At 53.4% G+C, this 24,856-nt stretch carries 25 protein-coding genes and 3 tRNA genes; 10 read left to right on the top strand and 18 right to left on the bottom strand.

The features are described from left to right. Positions 1–50 precede the first annotated feature (50 nt). From nadR to serB, 3 genes are all read right to left on the bottom strand, one after another. On the bottom strand, positions 51–1,283 hold the full coding sequence (gene nadR / locus FOB24_RS05305; RefSeq protein ID WP_038637017.1) for a multifunctional transcriptional regulator/nicotinamide-nucleotide adenylyltransferase/ribosylnicotinamide kinase NadR: 1,233 nt from the start codon (positions 1,281–1,283) through the stop codon (positions 51–53). 140 nt (positions 1,284–1,423) lie between these two features. Next, positions 1,424–2,806, bottom strand: a complete 1,383-nt coding sequence (radA, locus tag FOB24_RS05300; protein WP_003829944.1) for a DNA repair protein RadA — start codon at positions 2,804–2,806, stop codon at positions 1,424–1,426. Between the two features lie 60 nt (positions 2,807–2,866). Next, complete coding sequence (gene serB, locus FOB24_RS05295; RefSeq protein ID WP_038637014.1) at positions 2,867–3,835, bottom strand: phosphoserine phosphatase; 969 nt, start codon at positions 3,833–3,835, stop codon at positions 2,867–2,869. Positions 3,836–3,951: 116 nt separating this feature from the next. On the opposite strand from serB, the gene FOB24_RS05290 reads away from it, so the two are divergent. Both FOB24_RS05290 and lplA read left to right on the top strand, forming a co-directional pair. Further along, positions 3,952–4,587, top strand: a complete 636-nt coding sequence (locus FOB24_RS05290) for a YtjB family periplasmic protein (protein ID WP_038637011.1) — start codon at positions 3,952–3,954, stop codon at positions 4,585–4,587. 15 nt (positions 4,588–4,602) lie between these two features. After that, on the top strand, positions 4,603–5,619 hold the full coding sequence (gene lplA, locus FOB24_RS05285; protein ID WP_148043756.1) for a lipoate--protein ligase LplA: 1,017 nt from the start codon (positions 4,603–4,605) through the stop codon (positions 5,617–5,619). An 86-nt stretch (positions 5,620–5,705) separates the two neighbouring features. Here the strand turns inward: lplA and deoD are convergent, their stop codons facing one another. The 4 genes from deoD to deoC form a co-directional block, all read right to left on the bottom strand. Then, positions 5,706–6,425: a purine-nucleoside phosphorylase gene (deoD, locus tag FOB24_RS05280; RefSeq protein ID WP_000224864.1), complete on the bottom strand. Its 720-nt coding sequence runs from the start codon at positions 6,423–6,425 to the stop codon at positions 5,706–5,708. A 110-nt stretch (positions 6,426–6,535) separates the two neighbouring features. Continuing rightward, the gene (gene deoB, locus FOB24_RS05275) at positions 6,536–7,759 is read right to left on the bottom strand and encodes a phosphopentomutase (RefSeq protein WP_042312511.1); all 1,224 of its coding nucleotides are present in this window, start codon (positions 7,757–7,759) and stop codon (positions 6,536–6,538) included. A 51-nt stretch (positions 7,760–7,810) separates the two neighbouring features. Then, positions 7,811–9,133: a thymidine phosphorylase gene (deoA, locus tag FOB24_RS05270; protein ID WP_150344633.1), complete on the bottom strand. Its 1,323-nt coding sequence runs from the start codon at positions 9,131–9,133 to the stop codon at positions 7,811–7,813. Positions 9,134–9,240: 107 nt separating this feature from the next. Then, entirely contained in the window at positions 9,241–10,020 is a 780-nt protein-coding gene (gene deoC / locus FOB24_RS05265) for a deoxyribose-phosphate aldolase (RefSeq protein ID WP_165406788.1), read from the bottom strand. Positions 10,021–10,281: 261 nt separating this feature from the next. Between deoC and FOB24_RS05260 the strand changes: the two genes are divergently transcribed. Together FOB24_RS05260 and FOB24_RS05255 are read left to right on the top strand one after the other, a co-directional pair. Further along, positions 10,282–11,832, top strand: coding sequence for a YjjI family glycine radical enzyme (locus FOB24_RS05260; RefSeq protein WP_150344632.1), 1,551 nt, complete (start codon positions 10,282–10,284; stop codon positions 11,830–11,832). Continuing rightward, positions 11,804–12,667 carry a YjjW family glycine radical enzyme activase gene (locus FOB24_RS05255; RefSeq protein WP_150344631.1) on the top strand — a complete coding sequence of 288 codons (864 nt, stop codon included), beginning with the start codon at positions 11,804–11,806 and terminating at the stop codon, positions 12,665–12,667. Before FOB24_RS05260 ends, FOB24_RS05255 begins: the two co-directional genes overlap by 29 nt. Before the next feature lie 64 nt (positions 12,668–12,731). Here the strand turns inward: FOB24_RS05255 and FOB24_RS05250 are convergent, their stop codons facing one another. The 8 genes from FOB24_RS05250 to holD form a co-directional block, all read right to left on the bottom strand. Beyond that, a complete protein-coding gene (locus FOB24_RS05250) occupies positions 12,732–13,508 on the bottom strand; it encodes a metal-dependent hydrolase (protein WP_150344630.1) in 777 nt (258 codons plus the stop codon). Beyond that, on the bottom strand, positions 13,505–14,578 hold the full coding sequence (locus FOB24_RS05245) for a patatin-like phospholipase family protein (RefSeq protein WP_150344629.1): 1,074 nt from the start codon (positions 14,576–14,578) through the stop codon (positions 13,505–13,507). Before FOB24_RS05245 ends, FOB24_RS05250 begins: the two co-directional genes overlap by 4 nt. Positions 14,579–14,699: 121 nt before the next feature. Next, complete coding sequence (locus FOB24_RS05240; RefSeq protein WP_003019081.1) at positions 14,700–14,861, bottom strand: DUF1328 domain-containing protein; 162 nt, start codon at positions 14,859–14,861, stop codon at positions 14,700–14,702. Between the two features lie 127 nt (positions 14,862–14,988). Beyond that, a complete protein-coding gene (gene osmY, locus FOB24_RS05235) occupies positions 14,989–15,606 on the bottom strand; it encodes a molecular chaperone OsmY (protein WP_038636996.1) in 618 nt (205 codons plus the stop codon). 306 nt (positions 15,607–15,912) lie between these two features. Beyond that, positions 15,913–17,502: a peptide chain release factor 3 gene (gene prfC / locus FOB24_RS05230; RefSeq protein ID WP_006686587.1), complete on the bottom strand. Its 1,590-nt coding sequence runs from the start codon at positions 17,500–17,502 to the stop codon at positions 15,913–15,915. 92 nt (positions 17,503–17,594) lie between these two features. Then, positions 17,595–18,275: a pyrimidine 5'-nucleotidase gene (gene yjjG, locus FOB24_RS05225; protein ID WP_008786125.1), complete on the bottom strand. Its 681-nt coding sequence runs from the start codon at positions 18,273–18,275 to the stop codon at positions 17,595–17,597. A 14-nt stretch (positions 18,276–18,289) separates the two neighbouring features. Then, entirely contained in the window at positions 18,290–18,736 is a 447-nt protein-coding gene (gene rimI / locus FOB24_RS05220; RefSeq protein ID WP_150344628.1) for a ribosomal protein S18-alanine N-acetyltransferase, read from the bottom strand. Beyond that, positions 18,705–19,118, bottom strand: a complete 414-nt coding sequence (gene holD / locus FOB24_RS05215; RefSeq protein ID WP_038636992.1) for a DNA polymerase III subunit psi — start codon at positions 19,116–19,118, stop codon at positions 18,705–18,707. Before holD ends, rimI begins: the two co-directional genes overlap by 32 nt. A 103-nt stretch (positions 19,119–19,221) precedes the next feature. Here holD and rsmC point away from each other — a divergent pair, with 103 nt between their 5' ends. The 4 genes from rsmC (at position 19,222) to FOB24_RS05195 (ending at position 20,795) form a co-directional block, all read left to right on the top strand. Further along, entirely contained in the window at positions 19,222–20,253 is a 1,032-nt protein-coding gene (rsmC, locus tag FOB24_RS05210; protein WP_038636991.1) for a 16S rRNA (guanine(1207)-N(2))-methyltransferase RsmC, read from the top strand. A gap of 222 nt (positions 20,254–20,475) precedes the next feature. After that, positions 20,476–20,562: transfer RNA gene (locus FOB24_RS05205), tRNA-Leu, on the top strand. 28 nt (positions 20,563–20,590) lie between these two features. Then, a tRNA-Leu gene (locus tag FOB24_RS05200) sits at positions 20,591–20,677 on the top strand. A 32-nt stretch (positions 20,678–20,709) separates the two neighbouring features. Beyond that, positions 20,710–20,795 (top strand) — tRNA-Leu (locus tag FOB24_RS05195). 36 nt (positions 20,796–20,831) lie between these two features. On the opposite strand, the gene FOB24_RS05190 is transcribed toward FOB24_RS05195, so the two are convergent. Beyond that, positions 20,832–21,068, bottom strand: coding sequence for a DUF1435 domain-containing protein (locus tag FOB24_RS05190; RefSeq protein WP_074458506.1), 237 nt, complete (start codon positions 21,066–21,068; stop codon positions 20,832–20,834). Positions 21,069–21,319: 251 nt separating this feature from the next. Here FOB24_RS05190 and FOB24_RS05185 point away from each other — a divergent pair, with 251 nt between their 5' ends. Together FOB24_RS05185 and fhuF are read left to right on the top strand one after the other, a co-directional pair. Further along, entirely contained in the window at positions 21,320–22,396 is a 1,077-nt protein-coding gene (locus tag FOB24_RS05185) for a GGDEF domain-containing protein (RefSeq protein WP_038636989.1), read from the top strand. Between the two features lie 108 nt (positions 22,397–22,504). Then, entirely contained in the window at positions 22,505–23,293 is a 789-nt protein-coding gene (gene fhuF / locus FOB24_RS05180; RefSeq protein ID WP_038636988.1) for a siderophore-iron reductase FhuF, read from the top strand. A 29-nt stretch (positions 23,294–23,322) separates the two neighbouring features. On the opposite strand, the gene FOB24_RS05175 is transcribed toward fhuF, so the two are convergent. Both FOB24_RS05175 and FOB24_RS24265 read right to left on the bottom strand, forming a co-directional pair. Beyond that, the gene (locus FOB24_RS05175; protein WP_150344627.1) at positions 23,323–24,666 is read right to left on the bottom strand and encodes a PTS sugar transporter subunit IIC; all 1,344 of its coding nucleotides are present in this window, start codon (positions 24,664–24,666) and stop codon (positions 23,323–23,325) included. Continuing rightward, positions 24,656–24,796: a hypothetical protein gene (locus FOB24_RS24265; RefSeq protein ID WP_170973693.1), complete on the bottom strand. Its 141-nt coding sequence runs from the start codon at positions 24,794–24,796 to the stop codon at positions 24,656–24,658. Before FOB24_RS24265 ends, FOB24_RS05175 begins: the two co-directional genes overlap by 11 nt. Positions 24,797–24,856 lie beyond the last annotated feature (60 nt).

Genomic DNA, 24,856 nt, shown 5'->3' with positions numbered 1-24,856 from the left:
GTTAATGCAACTTCCAGGCCGGATAAGCGCGGCGCTATCCGGCATTTAACCTATCTCTGCTCGCCCATCAACTCTTTCACCAGCTCCACGCAGCGCAGGAATCGACCATCGTAGTCAGGTTCCTGAACGTGCACGAAATCGATATTGTTTTCCTGCAGCATCTCGACCAGCAGCGACTGAAACGCTTTTCGGTCAACCGAGCTGCCAAGGCTACGCAAACCATCCGCCACCCATGGGGTGTTGTTTTCCAGCAGGATCACCAGGTCAAAACGGTACTCATCAATCAGCGCCTGCACAAACGGGTGTTCACGCCCTTCGTACTTTTTACAGAATGCCTGAGTGGTCACGAAATCGGTATCGATAAACGCCACTTTATTGGCATACTTAACAGCAAAATCAATGTATTGCGCTTGTCCGAGGGCAATCTTATCGTAGTCGGAATATTGCAACGCCATCTCGTCGCCGCCCAAATGGGAGAAGACGTAATCACGCCCGTATTCCCACGCACTGGTGGTGTTAAAGATATTGGCGAGCTTGTTCACCAGTGTGGATTTTCCGCTCGACTCCCCGCCAAGGATCGCCACGGTGCGCACGAAAAACGGCTTCACTTCGGTGGGAATATACTCCCAATAGCGAAACGGGTTTTCGCGGATTTGCCCGCCACTGATGCTCATAAACGTCCGTTTCGGATCCACCAGCACCGTTTCGATCCCCAGATGTTTCAGATACTGCGGGGCATCTGACTCTTCAGAGGTGTAGATCCAGTTTGGCTGGATCCCTTTCTCCTGCATAAACGTTTTGATGCCGTTGCTCCACACGTCCCAACCGTGCGGATACGGCTCCATGCCCTCTTCGTTGAAGGCATGAATTCGGATATTTTTCTGATATTTAAATGTTTGCAGCAGCCAACGTAAACGATCGGGCACCGTCGGCTGTTGCGACATGGCGCTGTCTTCAAACAGGCTGCGATCGCGCGTATCGTCATAACCCATGATGATATGCAGCTCATCGACCTGACTACAGGCACGCTGGATGAGATAGATGTGGCCGGTGTGCAGCGGATAAAACTTACCGAATACCACACCGATATTTTTCTGCTGGCGCGGAAACTCCAGCCCGAGAAAACGGTGCAGCGCCTCCAGCTTTTGCGCGCTGGGGCTTTTGATTTTGGCATTCAGCAGTTGGCTTAAATATCCCTTGGTCATGCCACTGGCATCCGCCACCTGTTGCAGGGTACAGCCCTTTTGCTTTATGGCGGTTTTGAGATAGTCGAACGATGACACAAGAGCCTCCTGCTGGAAAAATCGCGTAACACTGCCTGATGGCGCTTCGCTTATCAGGCCTACAACATCAATCCGTAGGCCGGATAAGACGCATTGCGTCGCCATCCGGCAAATTATACAACATCACTGCATACAGAGGATTATAAGTCGTCAAACACGCTTAACGCATCTGCAAGCTTTTTAACGCCAAAAACCTGCATCCCTTCCGGCACTTTTTTCGGGACGTTGGCGGCAGGCACAATCGCCCGACGGAAGCCATGCTTCGCCGCTTCAGAAATACGTTCCTGGCCGCTCGGCACCGGGCGAATCTCGCCCGCCAGTCCCACTTCGCCAAAGACCACTAAATCCTGCGGTAGCGGTCTGTCACGTAAGCTGGAGACCATTGCCAGCAGCAGCGCCAGATCGGCGCTGGTTTCGGTGACTTTGACACCACCGACCACGTTGACGAACACATCCTGATCCGCCATCTGCAAGCCGCCGTGACGATGCAGCACCGCCAGCAGAATCGCCAGACGGTTCTGTTCCAGACCGACCGCCACGCGACGCGGGTTCGCCATCATTGAGTGATCGACCAGCGCCTGAATCTCTACCAGCAGCGGACGCGTACCTTCCCAGACCACCATCACCGAACTACCGGAAGTGACCTCATCGCCACGGCTTAAGAAGATAGCGGAAGGGTTGCTGACTTCACGCAGGCCCTGCTCGGTCATGGCAAAGACGCCCAGCTCATTCACCGCGCCAAAGCGGTTTTTATGGCTACGCAGGGTACGGAAACGGGAGTCGGCATCGCCGTCGAGCAGCACCGAGCAGTCGATACAGTGCTCCAGCACTTTTGGCCCGGCCAGCGATCCGTCTTTCGTCACATGACCTACCATCACAATCGCCACGCCGCGCGTTTTGGCAAAGCGCGTCAGGTAAGCGGCCGTTTCGCGCACCTGCGCCACGCTGCCCGGCGAAGACTGAATATCCGCCATGTGCATCACCTGAATGGAGTCGATCACCATCAGCTTCGGCTGTTCTTCTTCGGCAATCAGGCAAATTTGTTCGATGCTGGTTTCCGACAGCATGTTCAGATTCGCCGTCGGCAGGCCAAGCCGATGCGCGCGCATCGCCACCTGCTGTAGCGACTCTTCGCCGGTGACGTACAGCGTTTTCATCTGCTCGGCGAGCTTGCACAGCGTTTGCAGCAGCAACGTCGATTTGCCCGCGCCAGGGTTACCGCCAATCAGAATAGCGCTGCCAGGTACCACCCCACCGCCCAGCACGCGGTCAAACTCTTTAAATCCGGTGGAAAAACGCGGCAATTCCTCAAGGCTGATGTCAGACAGCTTCTGCACTTTTGCGACACCCGCATTCCCGGCATAGCCGCTGAGCCGCTCGTTACGCGCCACCGTCGGCGACGCGGCAAGGCGCACCTCGGTAATGGTGTTCCAGGCCTGGCAGGCGCTGCATTGCCCCTGCCAGCGCGGGTAATCGGCCCCGCATTCATTACAAACAAAGGCGCGTTTTGGAGCTTTTGCCACGTTTTACCTCTTTCGTTAACGCTTTTGCCGGATGGCGCTGACGCTTATTCGGCATCAACACTATTTCTGGTTCATACTGCCGGAGAGAATGCAGAATACCCCCATCAGATCGGCGTGACGGATAGTAATCTCTGTCTTTTCATTCACTTTTGGTTTGGCATGATACGCAATGCCCAACCCTGCGGTTTTGATCATCGGCAGATCGTTCGCGCCGTCGCCGATCGCCACCGTCTGCGCCATCGGGATCTCATACTCTTGCGCCAGACGGGTCAGCGTATTGGCTTTGTACTGCGCATCGACGATATCGCCAATCACATTGCCGGTAAATTTCCCGTCCATGATCTCCAGCTCGTTTGCTACAGCCGCCGTCAGACGTAACTTATTACGCAGATAATCCGCAAAGAAGGTAAACCCGCCGGAGGCGATAGCCACTTTCCAACCCAGCGTTTCCAGCTTCAACACCAGTTGAGTCAGACCAGGCATCAGCGGTAAATTTTCGCGTACCTGATGCAAAATATTGGCATCCGCGCCTTTCAGCGTTGCCACACGGCTGCGCAGGCTGGCGGTAAAGTCCAGTTCACCGCGCATCGCACGTTCAGTGACTTCGGCAACCATCTCGCCGGTGCCGGCCAGCTTCGCGATTTCATCAATGCACTCGATCTGGATCGCCGTTGAATCCATATCCATCACCAGCAAACCCGGCGTACGCAGATGTGGAATCTTGCCGAGTGGCGCAACATCCAGTTTGGCATCATGCGCCAGTTTTGCCGCACGCGGCGTTAACGAACCCGCCAGGCGAATCACCTGATAATCCTCAACGCACCAGGCGGCCACGATCACCATCGCCGCGCCCAGTTTGCTCTGGTATTGCGTGAGACGTTGTTTATCCAGCCCGCGACCATACAGCAGCCAGCCACTACGGCCCGCGTGGTAATCCAGCGGCATGACTTCATCGCCACTTAAAGAGAGGGGCAGACCTGGCCACAGAGAGACATCTTCAGGTAGATCGCACCAGGTAATGTTAGGCATTAAAGCTCCTGTAAAATCGTTCGGGTCGGAATCATCCAGGGGAAAATAACGCATGAGGCTACCCTGTAACCAGCGCTTCTGGCAACATTAAGTCTCAAATTTTCAGCAGGTGGAATATGGCTCGCACAAAACTGAAATTCCGACTACATCGTGCAGTGATTGTATTGTCCTGCCTGGCGCTGCTCGTCGCCCTGATGCAGGGCGCATCCTGGTTTAGTCAAAGCCACCAGCAACAACGTAATCCGCAACTGGAAGAGCTGGCCCGTACGTTGGCACGTCAGGTCGCATTAAACGTCGCGCCGCTGATGCATACCGAAACGCCGGATGAAAAGCGCATTAAAGCAGTGCTCACGCAACTGACGGAAAGCAGCCGTATTCTGGATGCGGGCGTATACGATGAACAGGGAGACCTGATTACTCGTACCGGTGAGAGCGTTAACGTTCGTGATCGACTGGCGCTGGACGGTAAAAAAGCCGGGGGCTATTTTAACCAGCAGATTGTCGAACCCATTCAAGGCAAAAATGGTCCACTGGGCTATCTGCGCCTGACGCTGGATACCCACACGCTCGCCACCGAGGCCAAACAGGTGGATAACACCACCAACATTCTACGCCTTATGCTGCTCCTGTCACTGGCGATTGGCGTGGTGCTGACCCGCACCTTACTGCAAGGTAAGCGCACCCGCTGGCAACAATCGCCGTTCCTGCTTACCGCCAACAAACCGGTGCAGGAAGAAGATAAAGATGATTAAGAAAAGGAAATCGCTATGACTACCCTGCGCCTGCTTATCTCAGACTCTTACGATCCGTGGTTTAACCTGGCGGTTGAAGAGTGCATATTTCGCCAGATGCCCGCTACGCAACGCGTTCTGTTCTTATGGCGTAACGCCGATACGGTGGTGATTGGCCGGGCGCAAAACCCATGGAAAGAGTGTAATACCCGTCGTATGGAAGAGGATAACGTGCGGCTCGCCCGTCGCAGCAGCGGCGGCGGCGCGGTGTTCCATGATTTAGGCAATACCTGCTTTACCTTTATGGCCGGCAAACCGGAATACGACAAAACTATCTCTACCGCTATCGTACTCAATGCATTGAATTCATTGGGCGTTATGGCCGATGCTTCGGGACGCAACGATCTGGTGGTGAAAACGCCGGACGGCGATCGCAAAGTCTCTGGTTCAGCCTATCGCGAAACCAAAGATCGCGGCTTCCATCACGGTACGCTGCTGCTGAATGCAGACCTCAGCCGCCTGGCGAACTATCTGAATCCGGATAAAAAGAAACTCGCGGCGAAAGGGATTACCTCCGTTCGCTCCCGCGTGGCCAATCTTACCGAGCTATTACCGGGCATCACCCATGAACAGGTCTGCCAGGCGGTCACGGACGCCTTTTTCGCCCATTACGGCGAGCGCGTCGAAGCAGAAGGAATATCCCCGGATAAAACGCCGGATCTGCCGAATTTTGCCGAAACCTTTGCACGCCAGAGTAGTTGGGAGTGGAATTTCGGCCAGGCGCCAGCGTTCAGCCATCTGCTGGACGAGCGTTTCACCTGGGGCGGCGTCGAGCTACACTTCGACGTCGAAAAAGGTCATATCACCCGTGCACAGGTCTTTACCGACAGCCTCAATCCCGCGCCACTGGAAGCGCTGGCGGGGCGGTTGCAAGGGTGTTTGTATCGCGCGGATATGCTGCAACAGGAGTGCGAGGCGCTACTGGTTGATTTCCCGGAGCAAGAAAAAGAACTACGAGAACTGTCGGCGTGGATTGCCGGAGCGGTGCGTTAATAAAAAAAGCCGGATGGCGGCTACGCCTTATCCGGCCTACGATCGCGAGGCCCGGTAAGCGCAGCGCCACCGGGCATCACACAGTCTTACTCTTTATCGCCCAGCAAAACAGATTCCAGCGCGATTTTGATCATGTCGTTGAAGGTCGTCTGACGCTCAGCGGCCGTGGTCTGCTCGTGGGTACGAATATGGTCGGACACGGTGCAGATGGTCAGCGCTTTCGCACCAAACTCAGCAGCAACGCCGTAGATGCCCGCCGCTTCCATTTCCACGCCCAGTACGCCGTATTTTTCCATCACGTCGAACATTTCGCCGTCCGGAGAGTAGAACAGGTCAGCGGAGAACAGGTTGCCTACGCGCGCGTCAACGCCCAGCGCTTTTGCCGCATCAACCGCGTTACGTACCATGTCAAAGTCAGCGATAGCCGCAAAGTCATGATCTTTAAAACGGATACGGTTCACTTTGGAGTCGGTGCAGGCGCCCATACCGATCACCACGTCGCGCAGTTTGACGTCCATACGCACAGCGCCGCAGGAGCCGACGCGAATGATTTTCTTCACGCCGAAATCGGTGATCAGCTCTTTGGTGTAGATGGAGCAGGATGGGATACCCATACCGTGGCCCATAACAGAAATCTTACGGCCTTTGTAAGTACCGGTGAAACCTAACATGCCGCGAACGTTGTTCACTTCACGAACATCTTCGAGGAAAGTTTCAGCAATGTGCTTCGCACGCAGCGGGTCGCCCGGCATCAATACGACGTCAGCGAAATCACCCATTTCTGCATTAATATGTGGAGTTGCCATCTTCAGTTCCTTTTACATTGTTGTTTTTGCCGGATGGCGGCTGCGCCTTATCCGGCCTACAAACGATTCCTGGTAGGCCGGATAAGCGTAGCGCCATCCGGCAACGGGCATTACAGCATGTTTTTACCGTAGTCCATTGGCGACGTACCGAAGTAGCTCGCCAGCGTCTGTCCGATATCCGCGAAGGTTTCACGGTGACCTAAAGAGCCCGGTTTCACTTTCGGACCGTAGATCAGCACCGGAATGTGCTCACGGGTATGGTCGGTACCGGTCCAGCTCGGGTCGCAGCCGTGGTCGGCGGTGAGGATCAGAATGTCATCTTCACCCACCAGCTCCATCAGCTCCGGCAGACGGCGGTCAAACAGTTCCAGACCAGCGGCATAGCCCGCGATGTCGCGGCGGTGACCCCAGGAAGAGTCGAAGTCCACGAAGTTAGTGAAGACAATGGTCTCGTCACCCGCTTCTTTCATCTCTTTAATCGTGGCGTCGAACAGCGCATCCAGGCCGGTCGCTTTCACTTTTTTGGTGATACCGCAGTTGGCGTAAATATCCGCGATCTTACCGACAGACACAACATGACCTTTTTTCTCGTCAACCAGTTTCTGCAGCACGGTCGGCGCTGGCGGCTCAACGGCCAGGTCATGACGGTTACCGGTACGCTGGAAGTTACCGGCTTTATCACCGATAAACGGACGCGCGATAACACGACCGATGTTGTAACCGCCCTCGGTCAGCTCTTCACGCGCGATTTCGCACAGCTCGTAGAGTTTATCCAGGCCAAAGGTCTCTTCATGACAGGCAATCTGGAACACGGAGTCAGCGGAGGTATAGAAAATCGGCTTCCCGGTTTTCATATGTTCTTCGCCCAGTTGATCCAGAATCACGGTACCGGAAGAGTGGCAGTTACCGAGGTAACCCGGCAGGTTGGCACGTTTTACCAGCTTATCCAGCAGTTCCTGCGGGAAGCTGTTTTCGTGGTCGCTGAAGTAACCCCAGTCAAACAGAACCGGCACTCCGGCGATTTCCCAGTGGCCGGACGGCGTATCTTTCCCGGAAGAGAGTTCATGCGCCCATGCGTATGCGCCGATGACTTCCGCATTACCGTCCATACCAGCAGCAATTTTACCGGTAGAACCTTCGTGAGCTTTCACCAGGCCCAGACGGGTCAGGTTAGGCAGATTCAGTGGGCCTTTGCGACCATTGTCAGCCTCACCTTTCGCACAGGCTTCTGCAATGTGTCCCATAGTGTCTGAGCCTACGTCGCCAAAGCGATCCGCATCTTCAGTCGCACCAATACCAAAGGAGTCCAGCACCATAATAAATGCACGTTTCATCTTGTTCTCCATACATCTGCGCCGCAAAAAAGCGATCAGATCAGTATACAGTTATTCGGTTATACGACGATAGACTGTCGGTGTAATTTCTGGCGCTTTATTGTCAAGGCTGATTGCCGCTTTGACCGCTTTCGCCGCTTCCTGCCAACTGGCTTCATCTTTCGCGTGGATCACTGCCAGCGGACGCTGTCCGTCTACGCTGTCGCCCAAACGGACCATGTCGCTAAAGCCGACGCTGTAATCGATGGTATCCGATGCCTGACGGCGTCCACCGCCCATGGAAACGACTGCCATACCCAACGCGCGGGTATCCATCGCGCTGACAAAGCCCTCAGTATCAGCATATACCGCTTTGCTGAGCATTGCCGTCGGCAGATACTTCGCATAGTTTTCGACGAAGTCGGTCGGGCCTTTCTGCGCCGCAACCATACGGCCAAAAATTTCCGCCGCTTTACCGTTGTCCAGCACCGCCTGCAATTTCGCGCGGGCTTCGGCGTCATCTTTCGCCAGATTGCCGGAGATCAGCATTTCCACGCACAGCGCCATGGTGACATCTAACAGACGTGGATTACGGTATTCACCTGTCAGGAACTGGACAGCCTCGCGGACTTCTACCGCGTTACCTGCGCTGGAAGCCAGCACCTGGTTCATATCAGTTAACAGCGCGGTGGTACGTACCCCCGCCCCGTTCGCCACGCCGACAATTGCTTCGGCAAGGGCTTCAGAAAGTTCATAGGTCGGCATAAACGCGCCGCTGCCTACTTTCACATCCATCACCAACGCATCCAGCCCTTCCGCCAGCTTTTTCGCCAGGATAGAGCCGGTAATCAGCGGGATGGAATCCACCGTCGCGGTAATATCGCGGGTGGCATAAAAACGTTTATCCGCCGGTGCGAGCGAGCTGGTTTGCCCAATAATCGCCACACCCACGTCTTTAATAATTTCACGGAAACGCGCGTCGTCCGGGAAGATATCAAATCCAGGAATCGCTTCCAGTTTATCGAGCGTACCGCCGGTATGACCCAGGCCGCGCCCGGAAATCATCGGAATATAGCCGCCACAGGCAGCCACCATCGGGCCTAACATCAGCGACGTTACGTCGCCCACGCCGCCGGTAGAGTGTTTATCCACAATCGGGCCGTTCAGTTGCAGGCTTTTCCAGTCCAGCACGGTTCCTGAATCACGCATTGCCATGGTCAGCGAAACTCGCTCAGGCATTGTCATATCGTGGAAGAAAATGGTCATCGCCAGGGCGGCGATTTGCCCCTCAGAGATGGTGTTGTCGCGAATCCCATTGATAAAGAAACGAATTTCTTCATCGCTCAGCGCATGACCATCACGTTTTTTACGAATAATTTCTTGTGCGAGAAACACGGTAACCTCCCGATTATGGGCCGGGTAAGCAGTGCGCTCCCCGGCTAGTCGTATTGATGCCGGATGGCGGCTTACGCCTTATCCGGCCTACGATGGGCAATTCAAACTTAGTAGCTGCTTGCGCTCTTACCGTCGCCGTGACCCAGCGCTTTGAGCAGGCTCGCCAGCAGGCTGGATGCGCCAAAACGGTAATGGCGGGAATCTGCCCAGTCAGCGCCAAACAGTTCGTCGGCAATCGCCAGGAACTGCTGTGCATCTTCTGCAGTACGTACGCCGCCAGCGGGTTTGAATCCAACGGTTTTAGAAACGCCCATATCACGGATCACTTCCATCATGATGCGTGCGCTTTCCGGCGTCGCATTGACCGGTACTTTACCGGTAGACGTTTTGATGAAATCAGCACCCGCTTTGATAGAAATTTCAGACGCTTTGCGAATCAGGGCTTCTTCTTTCAGCTCACCAGTTTCGATGATCACTTTCAGCAGCACATTTGCTGCCGCACATGCATCTTTACAGGCTTTAACCAGATCAAAACCAATCTGCTCATTACCCGCGATCAGCGCACGATACGGGAACACCACATCAACTTCGTCAGCACCGTAGGCAATCGCCGCGCGGGTTTCAGCCAGCGCGATCTCAATGTCGTCATTGCCGTGCGGGAAGTTGGTGACGGTGGCAATACGGATATCCGGTGTGCCCTGCTCTTTCAGGGTCTTACGCGCAACAGGAATGAAACGTGGATAGATGCAAATTGCTGCCGTGTTGCCAACCGGGGTCTTCGCCTGATGACACAGCGCGATCACTTTTTCATTGGTGTCGTCGTCATTCAGGGTGGTCAGATCCATCAGTTTCAGTGCACGCAGGCTGCTTGCTGTTAAATCGGTCATAACATTCTCCAACGGCATCGCCGTATAAAATTTCACCTTGCGAGTTTGTTAGTATTCTAACATCCGCTCGCGATTACACTTCGATATACATCACAGTTAATGAAAACCACATACAGATTTGCATTACTCTAATGAGATCTGCTTCAAATAATTCACCTTTACACAGCAGGTGCGGTGGCATCAGACGCATCCGGATCAAAGGTTGCGGCGGCATAGCTTTCTACAATGGCGCTATACCTTCGGCACATAAAGGAACCAACGATGCCCACTTCAAGCGAATTCGCGCTGCAACAGCGGTGCCAACAAATCGTGACCAGCCCGACGCTCAGCCCTGAGCAGAAACGCCACTTTTTGGCGCTGGAGGCTGAAAACGCGCTGCCTTATCCGCCACTGTCCGCTGAGGCCCGCCAGGCGCTGGATGACGGGGTGATCTGCGATATGTACGAAGGTCATGCCCCGTTCAAACCGCGCTATGTGCTGCCTGATTACGCGCGTTTTTTGGCCAACGGTTCCTCATGGCTGGAGCTTGAAGGCGCCAGCGACCTTGATGATGCGCTGTCCTTGCTCACCATCCTGTACCACCACGTTCCGTCAGTGACCTCGATGCCGGTCTACCTCGGTCAGCTCGACGCTCTGTTGCAACCGTATGTTAGAATTCTAACACAAGAAGAGATCGATATTCGAATAAAACGTTTCTGGCGTTATCTCGACAGAACCCTGCCAGACGCGTTTATGCATGCCAATATCGGCCCTGCCGATACGCCAGTCACCCGCGCAATTTTACGTGCAGATGCAGAGTTAAAGCAGGTTTCACCGAATCTGACATTCATTTATGATCCGCAAATTACCCCTGATGATCTGCTGCTCAACGTGGCGCAAAATATCTGCGAGTGCAGTAAGCCGCACATATCCAACGGCCCCGTAAATGATAAAATTTTCACAAAAGGTCAGTATGGCGTCGTGAGTTGTTACAACTCTTTACCGCTCGCCGGGGGCGGCAGCACGCTGGTCAGGCTCAATCTGAAAGCCATCGCAGAGCGCAGCACCTCTGTCGATGACTTCTTTACACGCACCCTACCGCACTACTGCCAGCAGCAAATCGCCATCATTGATTCACGATGTGAATTCCTCTACACGAAATCACATTTCTTTGAGAATAGCTTCCTCGTGCAGGAAGGGTTGATTGATCCCGAACGTTTTGTGCCGATGTTCGGGATGTATGGTCTGGCGGAAGCGGTAAACCTGCTGTGCGAAAAGGCAGGACAAAGCGCCCGCTACGGGAAAGATGCGTTCGCCAATCAGCTCGGGTATCGCATTAGCGCCCAACTGGCGGAGTTTGTCGAACGCACGCCGGTGAAGTATGGCTGGCAGCAGCGCGCGATGCTGCATGCACAGTCGGGGATCAGTTCTGACATCGGCACCACGCCCGGCGCGCGTCTGCCTTATGGTGATGAACCTGACCCCATCACCCATCTGCAAACCGTCGCGCCGCATCACGCATATTATCACGCCGGGATCAGCGATATCCTGACGCTGGATGAAACCATCAAGCGTAATCCACAGGCGCTGGTGCAACTGTGCCTCGGCGCGTTTAAAGCCGGAATGCGTGAATTCACCGCCAACGTGAGCGGCAACGATCTGGTCCGCGTCACGGGCTATATGGTGCGCCTGTCGGATCTGGAAAAATATCGTGCCGAAGGATCTCGCATTAACACCACCTGGCTTGGTGAAGAGGCCGCACGCAATACGCGCATTCTGGAACGACAACCTCGTGTGATAAGCCATGAACAGCAGATGCGCTTCAGTAAGTAAACTGATCCCTTTCTCCTGCGTCGACGGGCCGGGCAGCCGCCTGGCTCTGTTCCTGCAAGGGTGTAATCTGCGCTGTAAGAACTGCCACAATCCATGGACGATGGGGCGCTGCAACGACTGCGGAGAATGTGTGCTGCATTGCCCGCATGAAGCGCTAAGCCTGAGTGCAGGAAAAGTATGGTGGCAGTCCGATGTGTGTCAGCAGTGCGACACCTGCCTGCGCCTGTGCCCGCAGCAGGCGACGCCGATGGCGCAAACCATGAGCGTTGATCAGGTGCTGCAGCATATTCGCAAGGCAGCCCTGTTTATTGAGGGAATTACGGTCAGCGGTGGTGAAGCTACTACCCAGTTGCCGTTTATTGTGGCGCTGTTTACCGCGCTCAAAAGCGATCCTCTGCTGCAACATCTGACCTGCATGGTCGACAGCAACGGCATGCTGAGCGAAACCGGCTGGCAAAAACTATTGCCGGTGTGCGACGGGGTAATGCTCGATTTAAAAGCCTGGGATAGCCTGTGCCATCGCCAGCTTACCGGTCGAGATAATACGCTGATTAAACAAAGCATTATCTTTCTGTCAAGGCAGGGAAAGCTTGCTGAGCTACGCCTGTTGGTGATCCCCGGTCAGGTGGATTATTTGCAGCATATTGATGCGCTGGCGGCGTTCATTAAGCAGTCAGGCGAGGTACCGGTGCGACTGAATGCCTTTCATGCGCATGGGGTGTATGGCGAAGCAAAAGACTGGCCGAGCGCAACGCCAGAGGAAGTGGAGCAACTGGCGGCAGGATTGCGCGAGCGTGGGGTAGATAACCTGATTTTCCCGGCGCTGTATCTGTGATTACCGGATGCGACGACATCATAGGTAGGCCGGATAAGGCACAGCCGCCATCCAGGCCCAACAATCACACATTAAACAACGCGGTCGTATTGCGATACAGCGCATCTGCTATCACGTCCGCAGGCTCTTGACGCAGTTCGCATAATGTCTCAAAGACTCTGAGGGCCTGCTCGGGGCGATTGGGCTGCCCCTGAAAACCATTGAGCGGCATGTCCGGCGCATCGGTTTCCAGCAGGAGTGATTCCAGCGGCAATTGCGCCATCACCTCACGGGTTTTACTGGCGCGTGGATAGGTAATGGTGCCGCCAACGCCAATTTTGTACCCCAGTTGCACAAAGCGTTGCGCCTGCTGCAGACTCCCGGAAAAACCATGCACCACGCCGGTTCGTGGCAGAGCATGGCGTTTCAGATGCATCGCCAGCTTGTCATGAGTCCGTCGCGAATGCAGGATCACCGGCAGTTCGTAACGCTTCGCCAGTTTAAGCTGCGCGTCCAGCACCCGTTCTTGTTTATCAAATTGCGGATCGTCCCGATAAAGATCCAGTCCAATCTCACCTACGGCTACCAGCTTTTGCGGGCGCGTATCCAGCGCCTGCTGCAGTTGGTCCAGACTGTCATCGCCGTGTTGTTCAATAACAATGGGATGCAGACCCAAAGCAGCAAACAACGGCGGATACTTTTCCGCTAACGCCAGTACGCGGGAAAAGTTTGCCGCCTGCGTCGCCGGAACAATGATGCAATTCACACCGACCGCCGAGGCACGTTGAATGCTGGCGGGCTCATCATCGGTAAACGGCGGGAAATCAAAGTGACAATGTGTATCAATGAAACGAAAACTCACGCCAGATCCTCGCTATCAAACGTTGTATCGTTAGCCTGAGGCGCATTGGTCACCACGGGCGCGTGGGCATCGTTGGCCACCGGTGCGGGAGGAACCACCACCGGTCCCGGCACGACAATCTTCGGCGTCTGACGAGGCAATGGCGCGTTTTTCGCCAACAACTTGCCGACGGTGGCCAGGAAGTAACGACCACACAAACGCCCGGTCTTATAGTCTTCTCGCAGCGCCGGAATACGGCTGCCCAGCGCCATGCTGTGGAGCGGTTTAGGCGGATAGATCTCAAAGATTCGCAGCTTACCCGGCGGCTTTTCAATAAAACTCTGGATCGCGCGATAGCTGGCTTCATGGTGCTGGACCAAATTCAGCAACGGTTGCAGACTGCTTTCGCCCAGCCAGCGCTCCATACGTTTGAACCACTGCGGGGTGTAGTACATTTGCGAAGGCACAGTGCGGATCACCACCAGCGTTTTTGCGCCATGCTTCGCCGCTTCCTGTACGGGTATGGCATCGCTGACTCCCCCGTCCAGATAGTTCACACCGTCCAACGCAACGCCAGTGCGGTAGAATCCCGGAATAGCGCTGGAGGCGCGAATGAGATCGAGCCAGTTTTGCCGGTTTGGCGAAAAATAACCAGGCGTATAATCATCACCCCGGCAGGCGCACATATAAAACGCTTTCCCTGAGGCAAACAGGCGCTCGGCGTTATCCATCGCCAGCGGCATCTGGGATGAGGTCGAATCCACCAGCCAGTCGAGATCGATTAAGTTTCCCCCGCGCACAAAGCGCACTGGGTCAAAAAACTCACGGCGGGTGGTGTAACGCATAATGACTTTACGACCGTAACCGGGCTGGTTACACAGATAGGCTGAAAGGTTTTGCGCCCCGGCGGACGTCCCGTAGTAAAGGTCAAAGGGATTGAACTGCGCACGCATGAACTCATCCAGTACGCCAGCGGTAAAGATTCCTCTTTGTCCCCCACCCTCACACACCAGCGCCATACTGCCTGGTTGAAACGGACGTAACGATAACGGCGCAATATTACCGAGCGTGACGGGTATTCTCTGCCCCACCTCTGCCTTCCTGTTTTTTTTGTACTGGAACAACAAAGTAACGCAAATTGCCTGACGCTAAAACCGTAAAAGCCAGTCCACTGGACTGGCTTGGTAGCAAGTTATCTTTACGGTTTACTGACTAGGGTCGTTTACGCCCTGTAAACAGGCTGACCAGAAACAGAATGATCCCCACCACGAAAACAATTTTCGCGGCGCCTGCAGCGGTACCAGCCAGTCCACCAAAACCCAGTGCGGCGGCAATTAACGCGATAACCAGAAATATGATGCCCCATCGAAACATGCGCTTCTCCTTTACCATAGTTAATGTCACCGCTTGTTATGAGCGCTCAGGCTGCTCATCGGCGATATTTTTAGTGTGGTGCACAACACGCCTCCCGACAAACGTCAGGAGGACGAATTAAGTCGAATTACTGAGTTTTAAGGTCGTTTTTGACGCTTTTCACGCCATCAACGGCTTTGGCGATGCTCTCAGCACGATCGCTTTGTGCTTTTGAGTCAACGGTGCCGGAAAGTTGAACCACTCCATCAGTGGTCTCTACTTTCACTTTACGGGAAGGGACAATGTCATCAGCCAGCAGTTTTGCTTTAACTTCGCTGGTGGTTGCCGTGTCGCCCGCATAGCCTTTTACGGATGTGCTTTTGCTGTCGCGTACGTGTAGTTTGTCGCTCACTGAGGTTACGCCCTCAACGCCTTTGGCCACTTTCACGGCTTCTTCAGCCTGTGCCTGGCTTTCAACAAACCCGCTTAACGTCACCACTTTCTGGTCTGTTTTCACAGAAATATCGGTGCTCTTGATGCTTTCGTGATCCACCAGCGCAGCTTTTACTTTTGCTGTGATAGTGCTGTCATCCATGAAATTACCGACTTTGTTCATAGAGCTATCGACTTTCTGCCCCGCACTTTCGACACCAGATTGCGCTTTATCCGTCGTGGCGTTTTCTGCAAAAGCAGAACCCGTTGCAACAGCGGAGGTCAGCATCACGGCCAGCAGCGTTTTAGAAATCTTAAGTCCTGTCATTGTCATCGATGTATTCCTGTATGTTTTGCTAAAAGCGATGGTCTGCCGTAAACGGCGTTAACCAGCAACTAATCTTGTAAGTGGAATAAATATCAGCAATAGAAGCTGCAACAGGCAGCCTAAAAAGCATTTAACGCCGATATTTATGTCATCACATTGTTAAATATAGTTCAGGATTTCGTGATCGCAGTCCGGATTGACTAAAAAACAGGCAAACAACAGAAAAACGAGAGGTTTTAAGAACATTCCGCAAGGGATTTAAAAGACAGGGAAAGTTGCAGGGCACGGCGAATACCGTGCCCTGGAAGGCGATTAGTGTTCGCGCGTTTTGCGGAACTGAACGTCAGGGTAACGTTCCTGGGTGAGATTCAGGTTAACCATGGTCGGTGCGATATAGGTGAGGTTATCGCCGCCATCCAGCGCCAACTGAACTTCGTTTTTACGCTTAAATTCTTCGAATTTTTTCACGTCAGAACATTCTACCCAGCGCGCGGTCGCCACGTTGACCGACTCATAAATCGCTTCAACGTTGTACTCGCTCTTCAGACGCGAAACCACCACGTCGAACTGCAGCACACCAACAGCGCCCACGATCAGATCGTTATTAGCAATTGGACGGAAGACCTGCACCGCCCCCTCTTCCGACAGCTGAACCAGCCCTTTCAGCAGCTGTTTCTGCTTCAAAGGATCTTTCAGGCGAATACGACGGAACAGCTCCGGCGCGAAGTTCGGAATACCAGTGAACTTCATCATTTCACCCTGGGTGAAGGTATCGCCGATCTGAATAGTGCCATGGTTGTGCAAACCGAGAATATCGCCCGGATACGCTTCTTCCACATGAGAACGGTCACCCGCCATGAAGGTCAGCGCATCGGAGATCACCACGTCTTTACCAATGCGCACCTGACGCATTTTCATGCCTTTCTCGTACTTACCGGAAACCACGCGCATGAACGCCACGCGGTCACGGTGTTTCGGATCCATGTTGGCCTGGATTTTAAACACAAAGCCAGTGAACTTCTCTTCTGAGGCTTCCACGGTGCGGGTATCAGTTTTACGCGGCATCGGCGCAGGCGCCCACTCCACTAAGCCGTCCAGCATATGGTCAACGCCGAAGTTACCCAGCGCGGTACCGAAGAAGACCGGGGTGATTTCGCCCGCGAGGAACAGATCATGGTCGAACTCGTTAGACGCGCCCTGCACCAGCTCCAGCTCGTCGCGCAACTGCTGCGCCAGATCTTCGCCCACGGCGGCATCGAGTTCCGGGTTATTCAGCCCCTTAACAATGCGCACTTCCTGAATGGTGTGGCCTTTACCCGTCTGGTACAGGTAAGTTTCGTCTTTATAAAGGTGATAAACGCCCTTGAACAGCTTCCCGCAGCCAATCGGCCAGGTGATCGGCGCACAGCCGATTTTCAGCTCGTTCTCGACTTCATCCAGCAGCTCCATCGGGTCACGGATATCACGGTCGAGTTTGTTCATAAAGGTCAGGATCGGCGTATCGCGCAGACGGGTAACTTCCATCAGCTTGCGGGTACGATCCTCAACGCCTTTCGCGGCGTCGATAACCATCAGACAGCAGTCCACCGCCGTCAGGGTACGGTAAGTATCTTCGGAGAAGTCTTCGTGCCCCGGGGTGTCCAGCAGATTCACCAGGCAGTCGTGATACGGAAATTGCATCACAGAGGTGGTAATGGAGATACCACGCTGCTTTTCCATCTCCATCCAGTCAGATTTCGCATGCTGGCTGGAGCCACGGCCTTTTACCGTACCGGCGGTCTGAATCGCCTGTCCGAATAACAGCACCTTTTCAGTAATGGTCGTTTTACCGGCATCCGGGTGAGAAATAATGGCAAAAGTGCGGCGTTTGGCCACCTCTTGCAAATAAGGAGACAACGTCATAGTCAAATCTTCTTAGGTAAGCACGGCAACGGGCCGTGCAAGTTGAATACGAAAAATTGCGGCTATTTTACCCATCAATGGGGGGGAGGCAATCAGTGTTTACACAGGAGCTGCTCCAGTTCGCTTAATGACGCGACCGTCCAGGTCGGCTGAATGCCTGCTGGCTGCTCGCGATGGTGCGTATTTAGCCAGCAGGTGGATAGCCCGGCGTTAATGCCGCCAAGAATATCGGACTCTGCGGTATCGCCCACCATCAGCACGCGGGAACGGTCAGGATTGCCCGCCTGCTCCAGCGCATGGTCAAAAATACGGGGATCGGGTTTTGCCACCCCAACCTGCTCAGAAATCACCAGCAGATCGAAATAGTCGCGCAGCCCCGTCCGCTCAAGGCGGATTTGCTGCAACGCCGTAAAGCCGTTAGTAATGATGCCAATTTTCGTTTTATCACGAATCGCATTGAGCAGAGAGACCGCCCCTGGCAACGGCGAGCAGATCTCAGCCATCGCATTGATAAATGCGTCATTAAGCTGGCCTGGTTCGACCTTCAGGCGTTCAGCCCAGCTCTGGAAACGGGCATGCTGCAATTGTAATGACGTAATCGCGCCGTTTTGATAATCCACCCATAGCGGTTTATTCACGGCCTGGTAGTCCTGAAAATCTTCAGCGGTAAAGGTAATGCTATAGTCGAGAAACATCCGCTGTAAGCCGGTAAACGAGTCAAACGTAAACAGCGTTTCGTCGGCATCAAAGAAAATCCAGTCCCACTTTTTCATCATTACACCTTGTCTTACATGCTGATTGGCAATGCCATGATAATGGCGTCTTCATGACCATCGGCCGTCGGATAATAATTGCGCCTGATCGTCGCCTCGTTAAAGCCCAGGCTTTCATACAGCGCGATAGCGGCAGCATTTGAGGCGCGCACTTCCAGCCACAGCGTCAAAATGCCGCGCTTTTCCAGCTCATCGATCAGGTGCTCTAGTAGCTCGCGCCCCAGGCCCTGGCGCTGAAAGTCAGGATCGACGGCGATATTGAACAGCGTAGCTTCATCCAGCACCACCTGCGTAATCGCAAAGGCGGCCATCACGTCGTCAACCCTCAACTGAAAATTGAGGTAGCGATCGCCCAGGTTGCTGGCAAATGTTTTTTCACTCCACGGAAAAGCGTGGGCGCGTTTTTCAATCTGAAATGCTGCAGGTAAATCAGTCGGTTCGAGGGAAGAAATCGTGTTCATATGCGCAGATTTGTTGCCATAACGCGGCGCGGGCCGCTGGGTTTTCCCGTAATTCATTAAACGCAGGACTCTCGACCTGAGCGCCTTCCAGCAGTAGTGGCTCTTCGGTTCCCAGCCGCCAACTATTACAGCGACTGCCCTGCGGCAGCATGGCGACACGGTCAGGCGTCAATTGTAAAACCTGATCCGGGCTGACGGTTATTGCGCGTAAAATATCGCTCATTAACGGTTCGGTTAGCGCGGGTAGCTGTGCAGCAACCATCACTAAACGGATATGCGCAGGAATGGAGATCGCGATTTCGCCCTGCAGTGCGCCAGGACGACGCAGCGACCACTGCGTAATGCCCAGTTGCTGTAACTGCCAGTCTCGTCGGGATGTCATAGCGAAACACTCCTGTCTATCAGGGGCGCAAATATAGCAAATTTGTCGAATCCGTGCCATCAAACAACTATAATCCCCGGCTGTACAATTTAAGGAGCACTCCATGTCTGCTTTTACCCCGGCAAGTGAAGTCTTGCTGCGCCACAGTGATGATTTCGAACAAAGCCGTATTCTGTTTGCCGGTGATTTGCAGGATGATCTGCCTGCCCACTTCGAAAGCGCCGCCAGCCGTGCGCACACTCAACAACTTCACCACTGGCAGGTGCTGAACCGCCAGATGGGTGACAACGTCCGTTTCAGCCTCGTCGCTAAGGCCGATGACGTTGCCGATAGCGATACGCTAATCTACTACTGGCCGAAGAATAAGCCGGAAGCGCAGTTCCAGCTGATGAACATTTTGTCGCTGTTACCGGTGGGCAGCGATGTTTTTGTTGTGGGTGAGAACCGCAGCGGCGTACGTAGCGCAGAGCAGATGCTGGCCGAATACGCACCGCTGAATAAAGTCGACAGCGCGCGTCGCTGTGGCCTGTACCACGGTCGTCTGGAAAAACAGCCGGTCTTTGATGCAGAAAAATACTGGGATGAATATCAGGTTGATAATCTGACCATCAAAACGCTGCCGGGCGTATTCAGCCGTGACGGCCTGGATGTTGGCAGCCAATTGCTGCTCTCCACACTGACGCCGCATACCAAAGGTAAAGTTCTGGATGTCGGTTGTGGCGCGGGCGTACTCTCCGTCGCTTTAGCCAGCCATTCGCCCAAAGTCCGCTTAACCCTGTGTGATGTAAGTGCGGCCGCTGTTGAAGCCAGCCGCGCCACGCTTGCCGCCAACGGTATTGAAGGTGATGTGATCGCCAGCAACGTTTTTTCTGACGTGACGGGCCGCTTTGATATGATCATCTCCAACCCACCGTTCCATGATGGGATGCAGACCAGCCTCGATGCCGCGCAAACGCTGATTCGCGGCGCGGTGCGTCATCTCAACAGCGGCGGTGAACTGCGTATCGTGGCGAACGCCTTCCTGCCCTATCCGAAGGTGCTGGATGAGGTATTCGGATTCCATGAAGTTATCGCACAGACCGGACGCTTCAAGGTCTATCGCACCATCATGACGCGTCAGGCGAAAAAAGCCTAACTGATCAAGGCTGGATCAGGCATTTACGCTGCCACCAGACGTGACACTGAGCAACGCCGGATAGCGCTATCGCTTATCCGGCCTGGATAAAACGCCAAAAACCGTAGAAACGCCTTTTTTTTCGGCAATCACGTTAAGTTCGATAATTAACTGTTGACGCCCTGCATAAAATCTCTAGAATTCGCCTCCGTGGTAACGATACTTTTTGAGTGTCGATGGTATGCGAAGGTGGCGGAATTGGTAGACGCGCTAGCTTCAGGTGTTAGTGTCCTTTCGGACGTGGGGGTTCAAGTCCCCCCCCTCGCACCATAATCCACGTTGATATTGCTCGCACTGGGCGAAGGTGGCGGAATTGGTAGACGCGCTAGCTTCAGGTGTTAGTGTCCTTTCGGACGTGGGGGTTCAAGTCCCCCCCCTCGCACCAACGAGGCGATATCAAAAAAATAAGATGACTGTGCGAAGGTGGCGGAATTGGTAGACGCGCTAGCTTCAGGTGTTAGTGTCCTTAGGATGTGGGGGTTCGAGTCCCCCCCCTCGCACCAATTATCTTATTTCCTTCTCTTTTTCCCCTGTTTTGCTTATCCCTGATTCCAGTTCATCATTACCAGCACAATGCCGCCAATCAGCGCTGCACATGAAGGTAACAGAATAAAATGCCGTAAGCGCTTGTGGTATAGCATGAGCGAAGTCAATAGTAATCCTAATACAATCATTACCTTCCATACATTGACCGACAGGTCGGTAAATGCCATCCCGGCAATGAGTATCCCCGGCAGCAGAACTCCCCATCCACTTCCCAGCGTACGTTGCAACATGGTTCCACCTACGACATTGATAATGATAACCAATATCATATGATATATTTTCTCATTTGTCAGCTGGGAGGCACTATCAATTATATGAGTTTTACTTAACGATTGATGACATGAATAATCTAAGGTGATAAATTGCTCGCCGGTTAACGCTTCAACTAAAAATAAAGACCTCAGCGAATGATACCCCGTTCGTTATTTGTTTTATTTACCAACACATCTTCGTATATTACAGATAACTAACAATATTTACTATGACAGTACAATCCTGGCGAACTCTGCGCACTAAAAAATATCAACTCTCTTTGCGTTTGTTTCTGCTTCTCAACGCAGTCTCCGCGCTGTTTACGCTTTTTTTCCCACTTTTTGCCGTCAAAGCCTTATCTGTACCGGCTCTGCTGATACTGATCACCAGTACGCTGCTGCTTATATGGCATGGGAAATACACGGATAAAAAAATTAATCTCCCTTTTATTTCAATAATCTTTGGCTTGTTATGGGCATTCCATATTTTTCAGAAATATTCCACACTCGGTCATAATGACTATTATTTTCTGTTAATCGCACTGCTCAGCGTGCTGTTTATTGGATCTATTGCTTTCGCCAATAATATCATCGCGTTTACGCTTCATTCTCTCCCCTCCGTCGCCGTCTGTTTATGGCTTAGCGGCAACGAGCATAGTTTACGAATTTTCTATTTTATGGCGTTACCGATGGCCGGGATCGCCATCCAACATGTGATACAAAAGCGCTACGATGGTTTCGCCCAGCAGTTGATGTACAAACTGCTTGAGGAACGGGAAACGCTCAACGGACTCAGCATGCTTGACCCGCTTACCGGTTTGTATAACCGCCGGGGACTGCAACACAGACTCGATACGCTGTTGGCGCTGAGCAACTCGAAACACTACGTGCTGTTATTGGATATCGACCACTTCAAAGCCTATAACGATCATTACGGGCATATGATGGGCGACCAGGCGCTGATCCGCGTCTCAGCCGCCATTCGTGATTCCGTACGATCCCGGGATGTGGTGGCGCGATTCGGCGGCGAAGAATTCATGGTTTTGCTGACCGCGATCGATCCGCAGCAGGCACAGGCCGCCGCCGAGCGTATTCGTCAGAAAGTGTACGACCTTAAAATCCCCCACATGTTTAACGAAAACGTGGCAACCAACGTGACCGTCAGTATCGGCATTGCGCCGCTGGTAGAGCAGGATATTGAGGCCGCTATCGCCAGAGCGGATAAAGCCCTGTACGAGGCGAAAAATCTTGGGCGTAACAACACGCTGGTCAGCGATGAGCTGAGGGTAAACCGCCCTTCACTCTGAGCTATCTGTGCGGTGGCATCCGTCATCGCGACAAAGATCTTGCCATCGTTCATCGTCAACTATAGGATTAGCAATCATTATCATTTCGATTAACATCCTTATATTGCCATGGCTTATCGTTCCGCACCGATCGTTGAAGATGTCATCTGGCGTAGCCACCTTCCAGCAAAGATGCCCTCGCTGGCTGCTGCTGTACGCGAAACGATAGCCCAAACTCGTGAGCACCTGCTGGACTTTATTCGTCTTGACGAAATCCCCGTACCGGGCGCGATGACGCTACATGAATGGACGCAACCAGCGACGCTCAGTTCGCTGTTGGCCGTTTATTCAGACCATATCTATCGAAACCAGCCCACGCTGACACGCGAAAATAAGCCGCTGATTTCTCTCTGGGCGCAATGGTATATCGGGCTGATGATGCCCCCACTCATGGTAGCCCTGCTAACGCAAAAAGAGGCCATTGACGTCTCACCTGAACACATGCGCGTTGAGTTTCACGAAACGGGCCGTGCAGCCTGCTTCTGGATTGACGTCCACCAGGATCACCAGACTACAGCCCTGTCGCCTCAACAACGCATGGAAACGCTGATTCTCTCGGCACTAACGCCGGTTGTGCAGGCGCTGGAAGCAACAGGCGAGATCAACGCCAGGCTTATCTGGAGCAATACCGGATATTTAATTCACTGGTATTTAACGGAAATGAAGCCATTGTTAGGTGAAGAGCTGCTGAACTCACTGCGGCAAACCTGCTTTTTTGAGAAACAACTCTCCTGCGGTCAGGATAATCCGTTGTGGCGTACCGTTGTTCCACGCGAAGGATTACTGGTGCGCAGAACCTGCTGCCAGCGTTACCGCCTGCCCGACGTTCAGCAATGCGGTGACTGTACGCTGAAGTAAGCGAGGAGCCGTAGCCCCTCGTCAACAATTTATGCAACCTGCTGGTTTTCCTCTTCTATACGCTGTGCTTCTTCTTTTTCCTGCGCCAATAGCTGCTTTTCATAGACCTTAAAGAATGGGAAATAGATGATCGCCGACACCAACGCCAGCAGGACGACCAGGATGGCCGCGCGATAATCCCAGCCTAACGCCCATGCCGCGCCAACCGGTGCCGGGGCCGTCCAGGGAACGACGGAAATCACCCGTCCAATTAAATCCAGCTTCATCGCCGCCCAGGCCAGCACCGCATTCACCATCGGGGCCAGCAGAAACGGGATAAAGAACACCGGATTCATGACAATCGGCGTACCGAAAATCACCGGTTCGTTAATATTAAAAATGCTGGGGACCACACTCAAACGCCCAATCGAGCGTAAATGAGCCGAACGGCTGCGCAGATAGCAAATCACTAACCCCATCGTCGCGCCGGACCCACCAACCACGATGAAAAACGTCCAGAATGCTTCCATAAAGATATGTGGCAAAGGCGCGCCCTGTGCCAGCGCCGACTGATTCATTCCGAGATTGGTTAGCCAGAACATTTGCAGCATCCCCGACACAATCGCCGCACCATGGATCCCAGCAAACCACAGTAGATGACCAATCAGCACGGCCAGTAGTATCGCCGGGAGAGAATCAGCAGCGGATACCAGTGGTTTAAAGATGGCCATAATGGCCTGCGGAATTAGCATGTCAAACTGCGACTGTATCACCAGGCTCAGAGGGTACAGCGTTAGCACCACCACCAGCACCGGGATCAGCAGATCGAAGGAGTTTTTGATCATTGGCGGCACCTGATCGGGTAAACGGATGCCGATGTTGTACGCCTTCAGGAAACGCATCATTTCCACACAGTAAATCGCCACGAGGATAGCAGTGAAAATCCCCGTCCCACCCAGGCTATCGACGGGCATCGCGCCTTTGGTTTTCGGCGCGGCAATCAGCAAAAAAGCCATGATGGACAGCATTGCGCACATAAACGGATCTAACTGATGCGACTTCACATAGTGCTTACCCAGGTTATAAGCGATAGCCGCACAGATGTAGACCGACATGATCCCCATCGTCATATCAAACGGTGTGAGGATCTGGCCTTCAAACTGTTTTGCCATATCCAGCCATGCACGGGCAAATCCCCATGTGGTATCAGGAGAAAATGGCGGGTAGGCGAAAACCAGCAGAAATGAACCGACGATCATAAAGGGCATAGCCGAAATAAACCCATCACGGATTGCCATCACATGACGTTGTGAAGAGATTCGTCCGGCGACAGGGCTGACGTAGTTTTCAACAAAGCGGAAAATCACATTAAACACAGCATGATTAGTAAACATAGCCGCTCTCCCGTTGCGCAAAACCTTGCGGCCATGCAGGCATCAACACCACCACGCAAAGCTCATTACACTTTTTCGCAACCGTGCCGGGAAGAACACCAGCGCTACTGCATTTTGAGTTAAGTTTCATAGATGGCTCTTATTATGTGATACAGAGGAAGTGACAACTTCAGTATTAATCGTCATTTCA

Origin of the sequence: Citrobacter werkmanii (assembly GCF_008693645.1) — a bacterium.
GTDB classification, from domain to species: Bacteria; Pseudomonadota; Gammaproteobacteria; order Enterobacterales; family Enterobacteriaceae; genus Citrobacter; species Citrobacter werkmanii.
Note: the sequence above shows the minus strand (reverse complement) of the source record. Positions and strands in the feature narration are given on the sequence as shown.

Excerpts from the sequence above, each read along its gene's own strand:
- FOB24_RS24265 (WP_170973693.1), bottom strand. The coding sequence starts at position 24,796 with ATGAAACTTAACTCAAAATGCAGTAGCGCTGGTGTTCTTCCCGGCACG.
- FOB24_RS05175 (WP_150344627.1), bottom strand. The coding sequence starts at position 24,666 with ATGTTTACTAATCATGCTGTGTTTAATGTGATTTTCCGCTTTGTTGAA.
- FOB24_RS05190 (WP_074458506.1), bottom strand. The coding sequence starts at position 21,068 with ATGTTGCAACGTACGCTGGGAAGTGGATGGGGAGTTCTGCTGCCGGGG.
- holD (WP_038636992.1), bottom strand. The coding sequence starts at position 19,118 with ATGACATCCCGACGAGACTGGCAGTTACAGCAACTGGGCATTACGCAG.
- deoD (WP_000224864.1), bottom strand. The coding sequence starts at position 6,425 with ATGGCAACTCCACATATTAATGCAGAAATGGGTGATTTCGCTGACGTC.
- fhuF (WP_038636988.1), top strand. The coding sequence starts at position 22,505 with ATGGCTTATCGTTCCGCACCGATCGTTGAAGATGTCATCTGGCGTAGC.
- serB (WP_038637014.1), bottom strand. The coding sequence starts at position 3,835 with ATGCCTAACATTACCTGGTGCGATCTACCTGAAGATGTCTCTCTGTGG.
- rsmC (WP_038636991.1), top strand. The coding sequence starts at position 19,222 with ATGTCTGCTTTTACCCCGGCAAGTGAAGTCTTGCTGCGCCACAGTGAT.
- FOB24_RS05185 (WP_038636989.1), top strand. The coding sequence starts at position 21,320 with ATGACAGTACAATCCTGGCGAACTCTGCGCACTAAAAAATATCAACTC.
- lplA (WP_148043756.1), top strand. The coding sequence starts at position 4,603 with ATGACTACCCTGCGCCTGCTTATCTCAGACTCTTACGATCCGTGGTTT.
- FOB24_RS05260 (WP_150344632.1), top strand. The coding sequence starts at position 10,282 with ATGCCCACTTCAAGCGAATTCGCGCTGCAACAGCGGTGCCAACAAATC.
- osmY (WP_038636996.1), bottom strand. The coding sequence starts at position 15,606 with ATGACAATGACAGGACTTAAGATTTCTAAAACGCTGCTGGCCGTGATG.
- deoB (WP_042312511.1), bottom strand. The coding sequence starts at position 7,759 with ATGAAACGTGCATTTATTATGGTGCTGGACTCCTTTGGTATTGGTGCG.
- FOB24_RS05255 (WP_150344631.1), top strand. The coding sequence starts at position 11,804 with ATGAACAGCAGATGCGCTTCAGTAAGTAAACTGATCCCTTTCTCCTGC.
- prfC (WP_006686587.1), bottom strand. The coding sequence starts at position 17,502 with ATGACGTTGTCTCCTTATTTGCAAGAGGTGGCCAAACGCCGCACTTTT.
- deoC (WP_165406788.1), bottom strand. The coding sequence starts at position 10,020 with ATGACCGATTTAACAGCAAGCAGCCTGCGTGCACTGAAACTGATGGAT.
- rimI (WP_150344628.1), bottom strand. The coding sequence starts at position 18,736 with ATGAACACGATTTCTTCCCTCGAACCGACTGATTTACCTGCAGCATTT.
- FOB24_RS05240 (WP_003019081.1), bottom strand. The coding sequence starts at position 14,861 with ATGTTTCGATGGGGCATCATATTTCTGGTTATCGCGTTAATTGCCGCC.
- FOB24_RS05290 (WP_038637011.1), top strand. The coding sequence starts at position 3,952 with ATGGCTCGCACAAAACTGAAATTCCGACTACATCGTGCAGTGATTGTA.
- yjjG (WP_008786125.1), bottom strand. The coding sequence starts at position 18,275 with ATGAAAAAGTGGGACTGGATTTTCTTTGATGCCGACGAAACGCTGTTT.